9 protein-coding genes and 2 pseudogenes are annotated in these 16,508 nt (G+C 67.3%); 3 read left to right on the forward strand and 8 right to left on the reverse strand.

What is annotated here, in order from left to right; genetic code table 11:
- Positions 1-527 precede the first annotated feature (527 nt).
- Complete coding sequence (gene rho / locus K2Z83_RS10300; protein ID WP_220595092.1) at positions 528-1,781, forward strand: transcription termination factor Rho; 1,254 nt, start codon at positions 528-530, stop codon at positions 1,779-1,781.
- A gap of 272 nt (positions 1,782-2,053) precedes the next feature.
- The gene (locus tag K2Z83_RS10305; protein WP_220595093.1) at positions 2,054-3,004 is read left to right on the forward strand and encodes a TIGR00266 family protein; all 951 of its coding nucleotides are present in this window, start codon (positions 2,054-2,056) and stop codon (positions 3,002-3,004) included.
- 166 nt (positions 3,005-3,170) lie between these two features.
- On the opposite strand, the gene K2Z83_RS10310 is transcribed toward K2Z83_RS10305, so the two are convergent.
- Together K2Z83_RS10310 and K2Z83_RS10315 are read right to left on the reverse strand one after the other, a co-directional pair.
- Positions 3,171-3,539, reverse strand: a complete 369-nt coding sequence (locus K2Z83_RS10310; RefSeq protein ID WP_129682597.1) for a roadblock/LC7 domain-containing protein — start codon at positions 3,537-3,539, stop codon at positions 3,171-3,173.
- A 238-nt stretch (positions 3,540-3,777) separates the two neighbouring features.
- A complete protein-coding gene (locus tag K2Z83_RS10315) occupies positions 3,778-5,097 on the reverse strand; it encodes an extracellular solute-binding protein (protein ID WP_370650130.1) in 1,320 nt (439 codons plus the stop codon).
- Positions 5,098-5,415: 318 nt separating this feature from the next.
- Here K2Z83_RS10315 and K2Z83_RS29860 point away from each other — a divergent pair.
- Positions 5,416-6,390, forward strand: a pseudogene (locus K2Z83_RS29860) (CHAT domain-containing protein); the annotation flags it as partial.
- 708 nt (positions 6,391-7,098) lie between these two features.
- Here the strand turns inward: K2Z83_RS29860 and K2Z83_RS29865 are convergent.
- From K2Z83_RS29865 to K2Z83_RS10345, 6 genes and pseudogenes are all read right to left on the reverse strand, one after another.
- Entirely contained in the window at positions 7,099-10,626 is a 3,528-nt protein-coding gene (locus tag K2Z83_RS29865; RefSeq protein ID WP_370650135.1) for an ATP-binding cassette domain-containing protein, read from the reverse strand.
- Positions 10,627-10,768: 142 nt separating this feature from the next.
- Positions 10,769-11,629: pseudogene (locus tag K2Z83_RS29870) on the reverse strand (sugar-binding protein); the annotation flags it as partial.
- A gap of 64 nt (positions 11,630-11,693) precedes the next feature.
- Positions 11,694-12,683, reverse strand: coding sequence for an ABC transporter permease (locus K2Z83_RS10330; protein WP_220595097.1), 990 nt, complete (start codon positions 12,681-12,683; stop codon positions 11,694-11,696).
- Between the two features lie 91 nt (positions 12,684-12,774).
- Entirely contained in the window at positions 12,775-13,956 is a 1,182-nt protein-coding gene (locus tag K2Z83_RS10335; RefSeq protein WP_220595098.1) for a sugar ABC transporter permease, read from the reverse strand.
- 180 nt (positions 13,957-14,136) lie between these two features.
- Positions 14,137-15,660, reverse strand: coding sequence for an ATP-binding cassette domain-containing protein (locus K2Z83_RS10340; RefSeq protein WP_220595099.1), 1,524 nt, complete (start codon positions 15,658-15,660; stop codon positions 14,137-14,139).
- A gap of 414 nt (positions 15,661-16,074) precedes the next feature.
- A partial coding sequence (locus tag K2Z83_RS10345; RefSeq protein WP_220595100.1) for a substrate-binding domain-containing protein occupies positions 16,075-16,508 on the reverse strand: 434 nt, incomplete at its 5' end.

Here is a 16,508-nt window from a genome sequence, read left to right on the forward strand (position 1 = left end):
CTACGGCAGCCGCGCCGAGCTCATGTCGGCCGGCGCGCTCGCGGTGGCCGATACGGTTGTGGCGCTGCACGATCTGCTGCTGTAGATCACAGTATCACAGTCGATCCGATTTGCATGTTCTTGACACTTATGCTATACTTACGCAAGGAGCAGGGTGAATCTCTGCAAACCTCTTCGAGTTGCGTCGGTGTTGCAGCAGCCACATCGACCGTCACTCCCCAACCTTCCGTGTCCCAATAGCACCTGTCGCGCCAACGCCGCGTAGCCCACTGTGCGGCGTATCTGAAGGCCATTCGCTGGCCTTCACACATACTATTCCACACCACATGCCCGTAGGTACGTACGTCCCAGTGCAGCGCTAGTGACACCCTGTGTCCTGCCCTGCGCGCCTCTTCGGCTCAGCTGTTGAGCTGGGGTAGGTGTAATGGGCGGTTGCCCCTGCACGCACTCTCCCGCGCCGTATTGCGCCCGCACAAGCGCCCCTAAATCCTCAGACTACCATGGTGACCGCCAAGGAGAAACACGTCGTGAATGTCGCAGAATTAGAGTCAAAGACTCTCAGCGACCTGCGCGAGATGGCCCGCAAACTTGATATTACCGGCTTTAGCGGGCTCAAAAAGCAGGATCTGATCTTCAAGCTGCTCCAGGCACAATCGGAGGAGCAGGGTAACACCTTCAGCGATGGCATCCTTGATATCGTGTCGGACGGCTTCGGATTTCTCCGCGGTGATCGCATGCTCCCCGGCGCCGACGATGTCTACGTGTCACAGTCGCAGATCCGCCGCTTCGGCCTGCGCACCGGCGACCGGATCTGGGGCCAGATCCGCCCCCCCAAGGAGAGCGAGCGCTTCTACTCGCTGCTGCGCGTCGAGATGATCAACGGGGTTGACCCGGAGACGGCCCGTAAGCGCCCCTCGTTCGACCAGCTCACCCCGATCTTTCCCAACGAGCAGCTGAAGCTGGAGACGGAGCCGAACCTGCTCCACACGCGCCTGGTCGACCTGATCGCGCCGATCGGCCGCGGCCAGCGCGGGCTGATCGTCTCGCCCCCCAAGGCCGGCAAGACGATGCTGCTCAAGGCGATCGCCAACGGCCTGACCTCGAACCATCAGGATATTCACCTGATGGTGCTGCTGATCGGCGAGCGGCCCGAGGAGGTCACCGATATGCGGCGCAGCGTCAAGGGCGACGTGATCTCGTCCACCTTCGACGAGCCGGTCGAGGACCACACCAAGGTCGCCGAGATGACCCTGGAGCGCGCCAAGCGCCTCGTCGAGGGCGGCCAGGATGTGGTCATCCTGATGGACTCGATCACCCGCCTCGCCCGCGCCTACAACCTGGATATGCCACCCAGCGGGCGCACGCTCTCCGGCGGCATCGACCCGGTGGCGCTCTACCCGCCCAAGCGCTTCTTCGGCGCCGCCCGCAATATCGAGGGCGGCGGCTCGCTGACGATCATCGCCACATGTCTGGTGGACACCGGCTCGCGCATGGACGATGTGATCTACGAGGAGTTCAAGGGCACCGGCAACATGGAGCTGCACCTCGACCGCAAGCTGGCCGAGAAGCGCATCTTCCCCGCCCTCGACATCCAGCGCAGCAGCACCCGCCGCGAGGAGCTGATCCTCAGCCCCGAGGCGCTGCGCCAGGTCTGGACGCTGCGGCGTATGGTGAGCATGCTCGGCGATAACGAGGGCACCGAGCTGATGCTGACCCGCATGGCCAAGACGAAGACGAATGTCGATTTCCTTGCCACCCTGAGCAGGGGCGGCCAGCAGTAGGGACAGGGGACAGGCGACAGGCGACAGGAGAAGGGCCACGAAGCACCACCAAGCGCTTCGTGGCCCTTTTTGCTCTCCAAGGCAAGGCTTCCAGGGCGCTTTATGATACTGTTTACGCACATCCTGTGCGGATTCGCTCCGCCTGTCCCCTGTCCCCTGTCCCCTGTTCCCTGTTCCCTGTCTAGGAAACAAAACCCCGCCGACACACGTACAATTGGTGGAGATGGCCGATGTCGCGCCCCCGCGCGCGTACAGCATAGGAGAAACGCCCCATGCGATGCACAAACTGCGACGCTGAGCTCGCCCCCAACGCCCGATTCTGCACCACCTGCGGCACCCCGGTCGTGGCTTCCCCCGCGCCCACCCCGCCCGGTATCGGCGGCAGCGAGTCCCAGTCGATGGCCGACGTCTACGATAACCGCCCCGGCGAGCGGATCGACCTGCCCGACCCGGCGGTGGTCGGCGCGGGCCAGGGGGCCAGCGGGCTGCAGTACAAGATCATCGGTACCACCATGCAGGCCGTGGTGATCGAGCTGCCGCCGAGTCAGACGGTCTTCTCGGAGCGCGGCGGCATGAGCTGGATGAGCGCCAACATCAACATGGCGACGAACATGGAGGGCGGCCTGGGCGGCGCCTTCAAGCGCATGTTCTCCGGCGAGTCGATCTTCATGGTCAGCTTCACCTCGCAGGGAGGCAACGGCATCGTCGGCTTCTCGGCCGAGTTCCCCGGCAAGATCGTCCCGCTGAACCTGGGCTCCGGCCAGCAGATGATCTGCCAGAAGGACGCCTTCATGTGCGCCGAGCGCAGCGTGACGCTCGACATCCACTTCCGGCGCAAGCTGGGGGCGGGCTTCTTCGGCGGTGAGGGCTTCGTGATGCAGAAGCTCACCGGCCCCGGCCTGGCCTTCGTCGAGCTTGACGGCGAGATCGTCGAGTATACGCTGGAGGCCAACCAGATGCTGAAGGTGGACACCGGCCACGTGGCGATGTACGAGCCGACGGTGCAGTTTGACGTGGAGATGGTGCGCGGCTTTAAGAACATCCTCTTCGGCGGCGAGGGCCTCTTCCTGGCCACCCTGCGCGGCCCGGGGCGCGTCTGGCTCCAGACGATGCCGGCGATGAACCTGGCCAAGAAGATCGCGCAGTACCTGCCGAGCAGCGGCAGCAGCAGCGGCGGCGGTAATGGTCCCAACATCAACCTGGGGAATCTGTTCGGGGAGTAGAGCGCTGAGGCGCTGAGGTAGTGTAGGGGGCGTTGGTCCTTTGGTGTTGGCGACATCGTCGCCAACACCAAAGGACCAGCTATGGATGAAGCCCTGCGGGCAGAATCAAACAGGGCCGGGCAATAGTGTCCGACCCTTGTCGATATGACCTCTGGAGGATCCCTGGCTAGACCAGGTTAATCAGCTCATTTGCGGTGCGGCGCATGTCGAGGAAGACAAGGCCGAGCTTGGCGCGGCTCTGAGCGAGCGCGGTGAGCACCGCCTCCTCACCGATAGCCATCAGGATCACGTACCCATCTTCGCCGCGGACAAAGACCTGGTCGAGCTGGCCACGGCGGAGCTCATTGGCGATCCGCTCACCCAGGGACAGCATGGCCGCGCTCATCGCCGAGACCCGGTCCTCCTCAACATCCGCCGGCAACGCCGAAGCCATGATGAGGCCATCAACACTCACGACCGCCGACGCCTCGATGTCGGGCGTGTTCATGGACAAGGCCTTCAGATGCCGCACCATCTCTTCGGTTCTGCTTGCCATTCAGATCCTCCTTAGGGGCCGTCAGCAGTTCTGGAGCAGAGGCTAGAACGAACTGGCAATTGGTGCCAGGATCATACGGGCCGCAGTTGACGGCCGTCTTGGCTTATTCTACTACATTTCCAGAGCCTGGGCAACTAGTTTGCTGGGTGGCAATCGGCAAAGCCGTACGTTGACAGGCTATGAAGTGTAATGATTAGCTATAGTAGTAGATTATAACACGCCTCTGTTACTGTCGATGTCAGGGGGTGGGCGGCAGGCCCAGCCGCTCGCGCAGGGCGCTATCGGCCTCGGAGACGGCCTGCTCGGGGTCGAGCAGGCCGCGCAGGACATTGGCGTGCATATCCGAGAGCGCGCCCCAGACGACATCGTTCGCCTGGCGGCTATTCGGCATAGGCTGCCCCTGCGCGGCCTGGTCGCGAAAGACGAGGGCGGCCTCACGGAGCTGAGGGTCAACCCCCTCGACCGACGCCAGATCCAGGCTGCGCAGGGCCGGCTGGCGCCCGGCGCGCAGCAGATCCGCCTGGGACTCGGCGCTGATCAGGTAGCGGATGAAGTCGACGGCGGCCTGGCGCTCGGGCGCGCCGATCCGGGCGTTCAGCACCACCGCATCGCTCTGCACATAGGGCTGTGGCGCGCGGTCGCCGTCGCTCAGGCGCGGCAGGGGTGCGACGCCCACATTCTCCTGCCAGAGCTCGCGGTAGGCGCCCAGGGCGTGCGACCAGTCGAAGGTCATCAGGGCCTCGCGGGTCATCACGGCGTTATCGACGGCGATGCCGTCGGTGCTCGCCAGGATGCGCTCGTCGCTATGCAGGCTCTCGACCCAGCCCAGCCAGGCCTCGGCGCCGATCCGCCCATCGAGGCCGAGCACGAGGTCGCGGTTCTCATCGAAGATCCGCCCGCCGAAGGCGTAGAGGTAGCCGATGGTGCGGTCGAGGCTGAGGTTTATCGCCAGCCCCCAGGTGGGCGGGCTGCTGCGGGTGTCGGTCAGGCCGCGGGCCACGGCGAGCAGCGCGGTGGTGTCGGCGGGCGGGGCGGCGGCGAAGTTCGCCTTGTTGTAGTAGAGGGCGAGGGTGTCGAAGGTGAGCGGCACGCCGTAGAGCGCGGGCTCCGCGCCCGTCTGGAGCTGGGTGCTGCCGAGGGCCGCCGGCAGCAGCTGGCTCAGCTCGGCGTCCGGGATCAGGTCGCCCATTGGCATCAGGGCGCCGCTATCGGCCAGCCCGCCGAGGGTGTGGCTCTTCAGGATGGCCATGTGCGGCCCGCCGCCCTCGGAGACGGCCATGGCGAGATCGGAGGTGATCGCCGCAACCGAGTGGGCCTGGAGGATGATCTGCACGGCGGGGTTGCTGCGGTTATAGCGCTCGACGAGGGCGGCGAGGGCGCGATCCTCGGGGTTGGGCCAGGAGTGCCAGAGCACGAGCACGGTCTTTGCGCGCTCGCCCGCGCCGGCCGTTGGCGCTGGCGTTCCGGCAACCGATGCGGCGCCGGCGCTACAGCCTGCCAGTGAGAGGAGCGCCAGCCAGGTGACCAGGAGATGCCAGATATGCTGCCGTGTGGTCACTGGGGCCTCGCTTTCCGCGCAGAGAACGGCGGCAGTATAGCACGCCGCCCGCGGGCCGCGCAAAGTGCGGTAGTATTGGTGGTGTGACGTATAGTCTTGCAGCGGGGCTCTGGCGGGCGGCTGAAGCCGCGTCGCCGGGGCGCTGCGCGCCGAGCGTCGGCCTGCGCCGACGCCGCCCGCCCGCATGCAGAAACTTTCGTCACACCCTAGTATTGGGGGTTGGGGGTTGGGGGGATCATGCAAGCGTTCGATGATCTGCTGGTGCGGGTGCGACGAAGCGATGTGGGTGGCGACCACGCCTATATGGTCGAGATGTGGATGGAGGGCGGGCGCCGGGTCCACGCCCAGGAGGCGCTGCAGATCGACGACTACGTTGATCCGGCGCCCAATGATGCGGGCGCCCTCGTCGCTCATGGCCTCGACCTGTTCAACCGGCTGTTCAGCGGGAGGCTCTCGGTCGCCTTTCAGCAGGCGTGGGCCGCGGCCGTCGCGCGCGACCGGATCCTGCGGCTGCGGCTGGCCCTAGACCCGGCGGCGCCCGCGATCCACGCCGTGCCCTGGGAGCTGCTGCACTTCGACGATAGCGGCGGCATGTCGCCCGCGCGCCCGATCGCCACAGACGGGCGGATCGCCTTCTCGCGCTACATCGAGAACGCCGACTTCGATGAGGGCGAGCCGGTGCGCCACCGCCCCGTGCGCCTGCTGCTCGCCATCGCTGATCCGGCCGACCTCGCGGATCGCTGGGAGGGGCTCGCGCCCGTCGGCCGGGAGAGCGAGGAGCGCGACTTCCGCACCCGATTCAGCCCGATCATCAGCTCAGGGCAGTTCAGCTACGATGTGCTGCCGGTCGCCTCTGCCAGGGCGCTTCAGGACGCCATCTCCCAGGGCGGCATTGATGGCGCGCGGCCTGATGGCTACGATGTGCTGCTCTATATGGGCCACGCGGCCTACAACCACCAGTACGGGTCGTGCCTGATCCTTGAGAACCCGGAGACGCGACAGTCGCGGCTCTACCCCGCCGAGGATCTCGTCAGCCTGATGCAGCAGCTCCCCGAGAGCCACCGGCCGGCGATGGTGGTGCTGGTGACGTGTAATAGCGCCGTGACATCGGCCAGCCGGACGATCAACAGCCTGGCGGCGCGCCTGGTGATCAGCGGCGGCGTCTCGGCGGTGCTGGCCATGCAGCGCCTGGTCGAGATCACCCTGGCCCGCCGCTTCACCTACCACCTCAGCGAGCACCTGCTGCGCGAGGGGCTGATCGACGTGGCGGTCAATGTGGCGCGGCGGCGCGTCTACGCGGCCGATGACATCGGCTGGACGACGCCGGCGCTCTACATGCGCTCGCTCAGCGGCCGGCTCTTCACCCCAAACGCGCAGCTTGAGTATATCGAGTCGATCCTGGCGGACCCCACGTACGTGCGCTGGAGCGGCCCGGAGTTCATCGAGTCCGGCGTGCTGGCGGTGTCCCCTGGGCAGAACTGGAGCCTGGTGCGCTCGCGCCCCGAGGACGCCCCTGCCAGCGTCAGCGTGATCGAGACCCTGCACCGCATCCTTGAGCAGGGGCGGCTCGGTGATCGTCACCGCCACGGCGAGGCGCCTGCCGGCGGCTACAGCACGGTCACCGCCGTGATCGGGCCGCCCCACTCTGGGCAGACGACGATCCTCCAGCGCCTCGCCTACGATCTGGCCCTGAAGGTGACGGAGGATCCGAGTCGCCCCCCGGGGGTCATGGTGTCGCTCACCGGATACGAGACCCAGCGCGGGGCGGATCGGCTGGCGCGGCATATTGTGGAGCAGGCCCAGTCCGCCAACGCCGCCCTCGGGCTCGCCCTGAGCGAGCTGTTCCGGCCGCCGGGCGTGATCCGGGCCAGCTACACCCGCCCGCGCGCTATCTTTCTGCTCGACAACCTCGACAGCCTCCCCGCGAAGGCGCGTGTCGATCTCGCCAACGACCTGAGCGCCCTCGCCGCGCGCATGCCTGACCAGCAGTTTGTGATCACCTCATCGCAGGAGAGCTTCCCCTCCCACGCTCTCGTCGGCGCCCACGTCCTGGTGATCCAGCCGCTCACCGAGCAGCAGATCTTCCGCTACATCAGCCGGCGCGAGAAGCGCGGCGCCTACCAGATCTTCAGCCAGATCCGTGAGAATCGCCTGCTGGCCCTGGCCAGCGACATGAGCCTGCTCGCGATGATCTACGTCCGCATGGCCGGCGACCCGCAGGCCCGGCTGACCCGCAACCAGCTGGTGCAGGAGCACTTCGACCAGGCGCTTGGCGGCCTCCCGCCGCGCTACGGCGTCGGCGATGTCGCCCGCGAGAGCCTGGTGGCCCTGGCGTGGTATGGCCGCTGGAATCATATCGATCAGCTGCCGCTGAGCGAGGTGTTTCGCATCCTGGCCGAGATACGCCGCGACCGCGACTACGGCCTGGAGGAGCTCTACCGGGAGCTCTGCGACGCCCGCCTGCTGATCGGCGTCGGCGTGGGCACGGCCCGCTTCGTCAACCCGGCGGTTCAGTCCTACTGCGCCGCCGTGGCCCTCGCCGCCCGCCCCGACCTGGCCGAGCGCGCGCGCGACATCATCAGCCTCTGTAGCAGCCCCAAGCGCCAGATCTGGTGGGAGGATGTGATCTACTCCCTGTCCGGCCTGATCAGCGACCCGGCCCCGCTCTTCGAGAGCCTGGCCGCCGCCATCCGCGCGGGGAGCTACACGCACGCCCTGATCGCCGCCCGCAGCCTGGAGGCCCTTCCCCCCGAGCAAGATGCGCGCCTGCCCGCGGCGCTGCGGGATGAGCTGCTGGACGCCTGCGTGCTGCGGCTGCGCGCGGACCGTGAGCCCGCGGCCGATCGGCGCGAGCAGGTGGCCATCGCCCTCGGCCGCCTGAGCCACCCGCAGGTGCGCCACGAGCTGCGCCGCCTCCTGGTCGACCGCGTCCGCAAGACGAGCAGCGGCCCGCGCTACGAGTACACCAACGTGCGGATCGCCGCCGCCCGCGCCCTGCGCAACATCTACCTGCCAGGCAACCTGGGGCTGGGCAGCGACGGCCCGCGCGATGATCTGCCGAGCCTGCTGCTCACCGATGGGCGGCCCGACATGGCATCGCTGGCCGATGGTGCGGGCGGGGAGCCGAGCGCGATGCCTTCGATCGCCGACATCCGCAACGATCAGATGCTGGTGCGCCTGATGCGGATCTGGAATCACGGGGCCGAGGGGCGCGCAGAGTTCCGCGACATCCTGCGCAACTCGCCCAACCCGCCCGAGCGCGCCCTGGCCGCGTTCGCCCTCGGCGACATGATCGACAGCGAGGGAAAGAAGCTGCTGGACGCCCGCCAGCTCCTGCGGGTGATCCTCGGCCCCGCCGACACCGCCGACGAGCGGATCAGCCCTGACTGGGAGGACACCATGTGGGCGGCCGCCGACGCGCTGACTCTCTTCGAGCCGAGCCAGGTGGCCCCGCTGCTGACGGTGCTGGTGCAGCGTAAGCAGACGATCCCGAACAGCGCGGCCCAGCAGCTCGCCTACCTGGCCGGCCGCCTGCGCGCGGCCAGCCCCGAGGTGATCTGCTGGCTGATCGGGCTCCTGGTCACCAACCCCAGCCAGACGATTAAGAGCAAGGCGCTCCAGAGCCTGGCATGGATGGGCATGGGCATCGAGAAGCGGCAGCTCGATCTTGGCGATGGGCGGCCCGGCCCGACCCTCAAGCAGCTCATCCAGGACATCGCCGCCGGGCGGAGGATCCGGCCGCTGGCGCTGGGGCGCTTCACGGTGGACCGGCGCGCGAGCGATAGTGACGGGGAGCCGATCTACCTGCGGCGCAAGGCGATCGAGGCGCTGGCCTGGGTTGGCGACGCTGAGACCCTGCGCGATCTCACCCCGCACGTGGCCGCCTGGCCCCTGGAGCTGCGCGAGCACTGGTACCTGGCGGCGGCGACGATCAGGGAGCGCGCCGGGGGCGCGCGGGTGCGGGATCTCGGCCTCGATCGCCAGGCCGCCGCTAGGCCGGTTGTAGATGCGCAGCTTGCCCTGGAGCAGGGCCACCCGCTCGCTGATCCCGAGCAGCCCGTAGTGGCCGGCGTTCGCCAGGGCCGCCAGGTCGAGCCCGGAGCGCATGCCTGTGCCGTCGTCGGCGATGGTGATGCCCAGGGCGCGCGGCGATGTGGAGATAAGGCGCACCGTCACCTCGCGGGCCTGGGCGTGCTTGCGCACGTTCGACAGGCTCTCCTGCACGATGCGGAAGATCGACAGCTCCAGCTCCTCGGGCAGCCGGCCCAGGCTCTCGTCCACCTGGAGGTTGACGGCCACCTCGGTGCGCGCCGCCCAGTCCCGCGTGTACGACTGGAGGGCCGCCCCGAGCCCCAGGCTATCGATCGTCGGCGGGCGCAGGTTGCCGCAGATCTGGCGCACGTCGTCTACCAGGGCGCGCATGCTGAGGCGCACCTCGGCCAGCTCCTGCGAGAGCCCCGACTCCTCATCCGCATCGCTCTGGAGATCCTCAAGCTGGAAGTTCACGCTCAGCAGATCTTGGATCACCTGGTCGTGCAGCTCGCGGGCCAGGTACTTGCGCTCGCCCTCGCGCTCGGTCAGCAGGCGCCGCTGGGCGTCCTGTAGGGCCAGGTTGGCCTGGTCGAGCGACTTCACCTGCTCGGCGAGCTGCTGGATCAGCTGCTGGTTCAGGCTGTCCTGGGCGGCCAGGTCGCGCTCCAGGCGGCGCTGCTGGAGGCGCAGGCGCTCAGACTGCTCGCGGGCGCTGTAGTAGCTCTCCAGCGCCCAGATCATCGGCGTGAGCTGCTGGCGCTCGCCCTGGCCGATCAGGGCGGCCACGATCTGCTCGCGGCTGGTGCTGTCGGTGCGGGCGTCCAGCACCTTCTGGCCCTCGTTCAGCACGATCACCCGGTCGGTCACGGCGAAGATATGGTCGAGGCTGCTGCTAGACAGGATGACGGCGACGCCCTGCCGCTGCCAGCTGCGGATGAGGGCCAGCAGGCGCTGCTGGAAGCTGTAGCTGAGCAGGGCCGCCGGCTCGTCGAGGATCATCAGCCGCGCCGGCATCACCATGGCGCGGGCGATGGCCACCAGCTGGCGCTGCTCGCTAGAGAGCTGGTTCACCGGTGCGCGCAGCGTCTCCACCGGCAGCTCAAGCTGGGCCAGCACGTCGAGGGCCAGCTGATCCATGCGCCGCCGGTCGGGGAAGCGCAGCCAGCCGAGGCGCTGCGGCCAGCCCAGCTCGGCCCCGAGGAAGATGTTCGCGGTGATGTCGAGCCGCTCGGCGAGGACGGGGCGCTGCGGCACCACCGCCACGCCGTGCGCCGGCGCACGGAAGGGCCAGCGCAGCCGGTGCCCGTCGATCAGCGCCTCGCCGTCGGTGGGGGCCATCAGGCCGCCCAGCAGCTCGGCCAGCACCGACTTGCCGGCGCCGCTGCGCCCCACCATGCCCACGACCTCGCCGGGGGCCACGCTGAAGCTCACCCGGTCGAGGGCGCCGAGCGTGCCGAAGCGTTTGGTTAAGCCAATGCACTGGAGGATCGGTTCCATAGGTGGTGTGCCGCCGTAGGGGCGTCTGGAAGTCGTTGGTGTCCCAGGCGCGAATCATCGCGTCCACATTGTTGGCGGTGACAATATCCAGGCCGGTGTCGATGAACGGCGGGTAGTCCGCCTTGTGGACGATCCGGTCATACACGATCTGGACCGAGTCGTAGCCCCAGCCCCAGTACTTCTGGCCGATCAGGGCGGTGAGGTAGCCCTCGCGCAGCAGGTTCAGCTCCACGGGCAGCGTGTCGAAGGCCACCGTCTTCAGGGTGCCCGCCTGCGTCGCCGCCTCCCAGAGCGGCATCGAGCCGCGGTCGGCGAAGAGCGGCCACAGCCCCACGTAGAACCAGCCGCGCAGGTCCGGGTGGGCCTGCATCACCTCCTCGACGCCCTGCACCCCCCGGCTGATGTCCTCGTTGCTGAAGACGGTCGCCACCAGCTCGACGTCGGGGTAGGCGGCCAGGCCGTCGCGGAAGCCGCGCGCGCGCTCCTCCAGGTTCAGCGCCCCCGGCACCCCGGTGAGCATGGCCACCTTGCCCCGCGGCCCGATCGCGCCCACCAGCAGCCGGGCGGCCTCCCAGCCGGCCTGGTAGTTGTCGATCGCCAGGTAGGTGAATCGCCGGCTGTCGGGCGCGTCGCTATCCCAGGTCATCACCGGGATTCCCGCCGCCACCGCGCGGTTGATCGGGTCCACGCAGGCCGTCGGGTCGTTGCAGGAGACGGCGATCCCATCCACCTGGCGGGCGATCAGATCCTCGATCACCCGGGCCTGCTCGACCGCGTCGGCGGCCACCGGGCCGGCCGTGATCAGCTGCACCTCGTAGGGGCCGCCGGCGCTCAGCTCGCGGGCCTTGGCCTGCGCCCCCCGGCTGCCCAGCTCGAACACCGGGTTGCCCAGGCTCTTGTGAACCCAGGCGATCGTGATCGTCGGCCGCCCGGAGCCGGCCGCCGGCCCGCAGGCGGCCAGCAGAACAATCACGAGTATCCCAAGTGTCCACAGCCTGCTCATGCCTACTCGCCCATCACCGGAGGAAGGGCGCAGCAGCGCCGCGCTGCTGCGCCCTTACGGCTCGCTACCGCGACAGCCTGCGCCGCCGGAAGTTATCGATCAGCACCACCAGCATGATCATCATGCCGATCGCCCCCACCTGGAGGTAGGTCGGGAAGCCGAGCAGCACCATGCCGGTGCGCACCACCTGCATCAGCAGCGCGCCCAGCACCACGCCGAAGACGCTGCCCTCGCCACCGAACAGGCTGGTGCCGCCGATCACCGCCGCGGCGATGATGTCGAGCTCGTAGTCGGCGGCGGCCGTGGGCGCGGCCACGCCGAGCCACGAGGTCATGATAATGCCGCCGCAGGCCGCCAGCAGCCCGCTGAAGGTGTAGACCACCACCTTGATCCGCTCGGTGCGCACCCCGGCCACCTGCAGCGCCCGCTCGTCGCGGCCGAGGGTGTAGATATAGCGCCCCAGCACCGTCGAGCGCAGCAGCAGGGACACCAGCAGCGCCACCCCGACCATCGTCAGCAGCGGCAGCGGCACCAGCAGCGGCCCGACCCACACGTCGTCCTGGCCCAGCGCACGGAAGGCCGGCGGCAGGTCGCGCACCGGCCGCCCGGCCGAGAGGCTGAAGGTCATCCCGCGCACCACACCCATCATCCCCAGGGTGACGATGAAGGGCGGGGTGTTGAACATGCCCACCAGCACGCCGTTGCACAGCCCGACCAGCGCCCCGCTCAGCAGGCCCACCGGCACCGCCAGCCAGATCGGCAGGCCCAGCTGGAGCAGCAGCGCGCTCGCCAGCCCCGCCAGGGCCATCACCGCCCCCGACGAGAGGTCGATCCCACCGATCAGGATGACCATGCCCACCCCGAAGGCGGCCACGGCGAACCACGAGACATTCCGCGCCAGGTTGAGCAGGTTCGTCGCCGCGAAGAAATTGCCGGTCAGCAGGCTCAGCCCCGCCGAGACCAGCAGCAGCAGCGCCAGGATCACCAGCTCCTGGCGGGCGACCAGCAGCCGCCAGCGCGGCGGGGATGTCGATGTCGCTACATCACGTGCCATAGGGGAAGGGGGAGGGGTTTGGGGAGGCCTACGCCCTCCCCAAGAGACCTATACTGTAGCTCAGTGCCTCAGCGCCTCAGCGCCTCAGTGATCACTTGCTCGACCGCCGCGTCGCCACGTCGAAGATCACCGCCCCCGCCAGCACCGCGCCGCGCACGATGTACTGCGAGGAGATGCCCACGCCCATCAGGTTCATGCCGTTGATCAGCGAGGTCATCACCAGCGCCCCGATGATCGAGCCGGTCACTCGGCCCACGCCGCCGGCCGCCGAGACGCCGCCCACATAGGCCGCCGCGATCGCGTCCAGCTCGAACAGCGTGCCCGCCGTGGTCGAGGCCGAGGTCAGGCGCGCGGCGAAGAGGATGCCCGAGAGCGCCGAGAGCAGACCCATCGAGCCGAAGACCATGTAGATGATCCGCTTCACGCTGATGCCGCTCAGCTCGGCCGCGTCAGGGTTGCCGCCCACCGCGTAGATGTGCCGGCCCAGCACCGTCTGCGTGGTGATGAAGTGGTAGATGCCGACCACCACCAGCATGATCACCACCGTCCACGAGATGCCCTGGTAGCTCGCCAGCACCCAGGTGATCGCGGCCACCAGCACCGAGATGAAGACCAGCTTGATCGTAAAGATCGCGGGCGGCAGCACCTCGAAGTTGTAGGCCTCCTGGTTCCGCCGGCGGCTGATCTCGCTCATGATGAACAGCACGATCGCCACCGCGCCGGCCAGCAGCGTCAGCTTATGTGTCTCGTTCAGGATGCCGATGTTCGGGATGTCCGGGATGAACCCGTTGCCGATCGCGTTGAAGGCCTCGTTCGAGATGATGATTGTCCCGGTGCCCTCCGTCACCAGCTGGAGGAAGCCGCGGTAGATCAGCCAGCCGGCCAGCGAGGCGACGAAGGATGGGATGCCGAGCTGGGCCACCGGCAGCGCGGTGATCAGGCCGGCGATCGCGCCCATGGCCAGCACCATCGGCACTACGAGGACGACCGGCATGCCCCAGCTGCTCAGGGCGATCGCGGCCACCGCGCCCAGGAAGCCCGCCAGGAAGCCCACCGACAGGTCGATGTGCCGGATGACGATCACCAGGGTCATGCCCACCGCCAGCACCGCGATGTAGCCGGTCTGGTTGAGCAGGTTGCTCAGATTGCGCGCTGAGAGGAAGATCCCTTTGGTGGTGACCGCGAAGATCCCCATGATCACGAACAGGGCGATGAACATGCCGTACTCGCGGATATTCTGCCGCAGTACCTTCTGTAGATCCTGGAAAAACATCCCAGATACTCCTCGTGGGATTGCAGATTGCAGATTGCAGATTGCAGATTGGAGGCAGCACATTCACAGGCTTATACCGACAAGATTTCAGGTTGCTTTACAGTTTGATGCCGTGAGTGGCGTTCTCCTGCACCAAATCTGCAATCTGCAATCTACAATCTGAAATTTTGTCTCAGTGATCTAGTTCGTCGCCAGGTGCATGACCTTCTCGGGCGTCGCCTCGGCGATCGGCAGCTCGCCGGTGATCCGGCCCGAGGAGACGATATACACCCGGTCGCTCATGCCCAGCACCTCGGGCAGCTCCGACGAGATCATAATGATGCTCATGCCCTGCTCGACCAGCCGGTTCATGAGCGTGTAGATCTCGTACTTCGCGCCCACGTCGATGCCGCGGGTGGGCTCGTCGAGGATCAGCAGGTCGGGCTTCACAAACAGCCACTTGCCCAGGCAGACCTTCTGCTGGTTGCCGCCGCTCAGGTTCGAGACGCGCTGCTCGACGGTGGGCGTCTTGATGTTGAGCGAGGTGCGGTACTCGTTGGCGACCTTGATCTCGGCGTTGCCGTCGATCATGCTGTTCTTGGCGATCGCCTGGAGGTTCGCCAGGGTGATGTTCTCTTTGACATCCTGGATGAGGATCAGGCCGTTGCCCTTGCGGTCCTCGGTCACATAGGCCACGCCGGCCTTGATCGCGGCCTCGGGGTCGCGGAAGCTGCGCTGCTCGCCCTTGACCCGCAGCTCACCCTTGACCTGGTAGCCCAGCGGGTTTCCGAAGATGCTCAGGGCCAGCTCGGTGCGCCCCGAGCCCATCAGCCCGGCCACGCCGACGATCTCACCGCGCCGCACATTCATGCTCACGTTGTGCAGGATCTCCCGGCCGAGGGCCGGGTCGTAGGCGTTCCAGCCGCGCACCTCAAGCACCACATCGCCGGGCTGCTTGTGCTCGCGCTGCGGGTAGATGTTGTCGATCTCGCGGCCGACCATGTGCTTGATCAGCGCGCCCTCCGAGACCTCGCCCTTGTGCGCGTCCAGGGTGCAGATCGTCTGCCCGTCGCGCAGCACGGTGACGGTATCGGCGATCGCCAGCACCTCCTTGAGCTTGTGCGAGATCATGATGCATGTCACGCCCTGATCGCGCAGGCCGCGCAGCAGGTCGAGCAGGTTGGCGCTATCGTCCTCGTTCAGCGCGGCCGTCGGCTCATCGAGGATCAGCAGCTTGATGTTGCGGCTCAGCGCCTTGGCGATCTCCACCAGCTGCTGCTTGCCCACGCCCAGATCCTTGATCTTCGCGGCCGGGTTCACCTTCAGCCGCACCTTGGCCAGCATCTCGCCGGCGCGCTTGATCGTCTCGTTCCAGTTCACGATCGGGCCGTTGCGGATCTCGTTGCCGAGGAAGATATTCTCGTAGACGGTCAGCTCGGGGATGAGGGCCAGCTCCTGGTAGATGATCGCGATCCCGGCGTGCTCGCTGTCGCGGATGCCCCGGTAGCTCTGCACCTGCCCGTTGAGCAGAATGTCTCCGCTGTAGGTGCCGTGGGGGTAGACCCCGCTCAGCACCTTCATGAGGGTGGACTTGCCCGCGCCGTTCTCGCCGACGAGGCAGTGGATCTCACCCTGGGCGACACGAAAGCTCACATTGTCTAATGCCTTCACGCCGGGGAATTCCTTGGTGATGCCGCGCATCTCCAGGATTGGGGGGGTATTCATTGCGAGTCTCGCTTTTTCGATCATGCCCATCGCTCATCACGCCGGGCAGGCGGCTGGTGGTCGGCCATTGAGCACCACGTCAGGGGCAGGGCTATTATCGCCGCTCAGGGGGAAGTGAGCAACCCCACGGCATTGCCCGCAATGGCCCATATAAGCGCCATGTCATTGTCGTCCGGCCTCGGCGCCGTGGGACTAAAGTCCCCGGCTGAGATCCTGGCGAAGGCCGCCTGCGCGGCCTGGCTGAGGCCGCGCAGGCGGCCTTCGCCGAAGAATCAGCCCGCGACTTCAGTTGCCGGGCGGTCGCGCGAGGGAACAATATACTCGGAATACTCGGAGTGGCTGACGGCTCGCCGTCAACCACTCCGCAAGAGGCATGAACCTCAGCGTCTCAGCGTCTCAATCCGGCTCAGTGATCTACAGGCCGGTGTAGTCGCTGGTGTTGTAGTAGCCGGAGTCGAACAGCTCGGCCTTGACGTTGGCCTTATCGACGGTGACCACCGGGGACTGGATGGCCGGCACGTCGATCTTGCCGTTGTTGTAGCTGCCCTTGGCGGCCGGGGCCGTGTCGGTCAGCAGGGCGACGGCGGCGCTGATCGAGTCGGCGACCAGGGTGCGCACATCCTTGAACACGGTCATCGACTGCTTGCCGTCGATGATGTACTGTACGGAGGCCGGGGCGGCGTCCTGACCGGTGATCAGGTAGCTGGTCACGTCCTTGTCGGTCTTGAAGGTGTCGCCGATGGCGCGGGAGGTGTCATCGTTGGGGGCCAGGATGAACACATTGCCCTTGTCGGCGGCGGTGGCCTTGGTCAGGTCGGACTCGGCCAGGGTCTTGGCGATCGCCGGGT

Origin of the sequence: Oscillochloris sp. ZM17-4 (genome assembly GCF_019599295.1) — a bacterium.
GTDB lineage: Bacteria > Chloroflexota > Chloroflexia > Chloroflexales > Chloroflexaceae > Oscillochloris.

What these genes read in the sequence shown, in the direction of transcription:
- K2Z83_RS10305 (WP_220595093.1), top strand. Translation starts at nt 2,054, where the DNA reads ATGCGATGCACAAACTGCGACGCTGAGCTCGCCCCCAACGCCCGATTC.
- K2Z83_RS10310 (WP_129682597.1), bottom strand. Translation starts at nt 3,539, where the DNA reads ATGGCAAGCAGAACCGAAGAGATGGTGCGGCATCTGAAGGCCTTGTCC.
- K2Z83_RS29865 (WP_370650135.1), bottom strand. Translation starts at nt 10,626, where the DNA reads ATGGAACCGATCCTCCAGTGCATTGGCTTAACCAAACGCTTCGGCACG.
- K2Z83_RS10330 (WP_220595097.1), bottom strand. Translation starts at nt 12,683, where the DNA reads ATGGCACGTGATGTAGCGACATCGACATCCCCGCCGCGCTGGCGGCTG.
- K2Z83_RS10335 (WP_220595098.1), bottom strand. Translation starts at nt 13,956, where the DNA reads ATGTTTTTCCAGGATCTACAGAAGGTACTGCGGCAGAATATCCGCGAG.
- K2Z83_RS10340 (WP_220595099.1), bottom strand. Translation starts at nt 15,660, where the DNA reads ATGAATACCCCCCCAATCCTGGAGATGCGCGGCATCACCAAGGAATTC.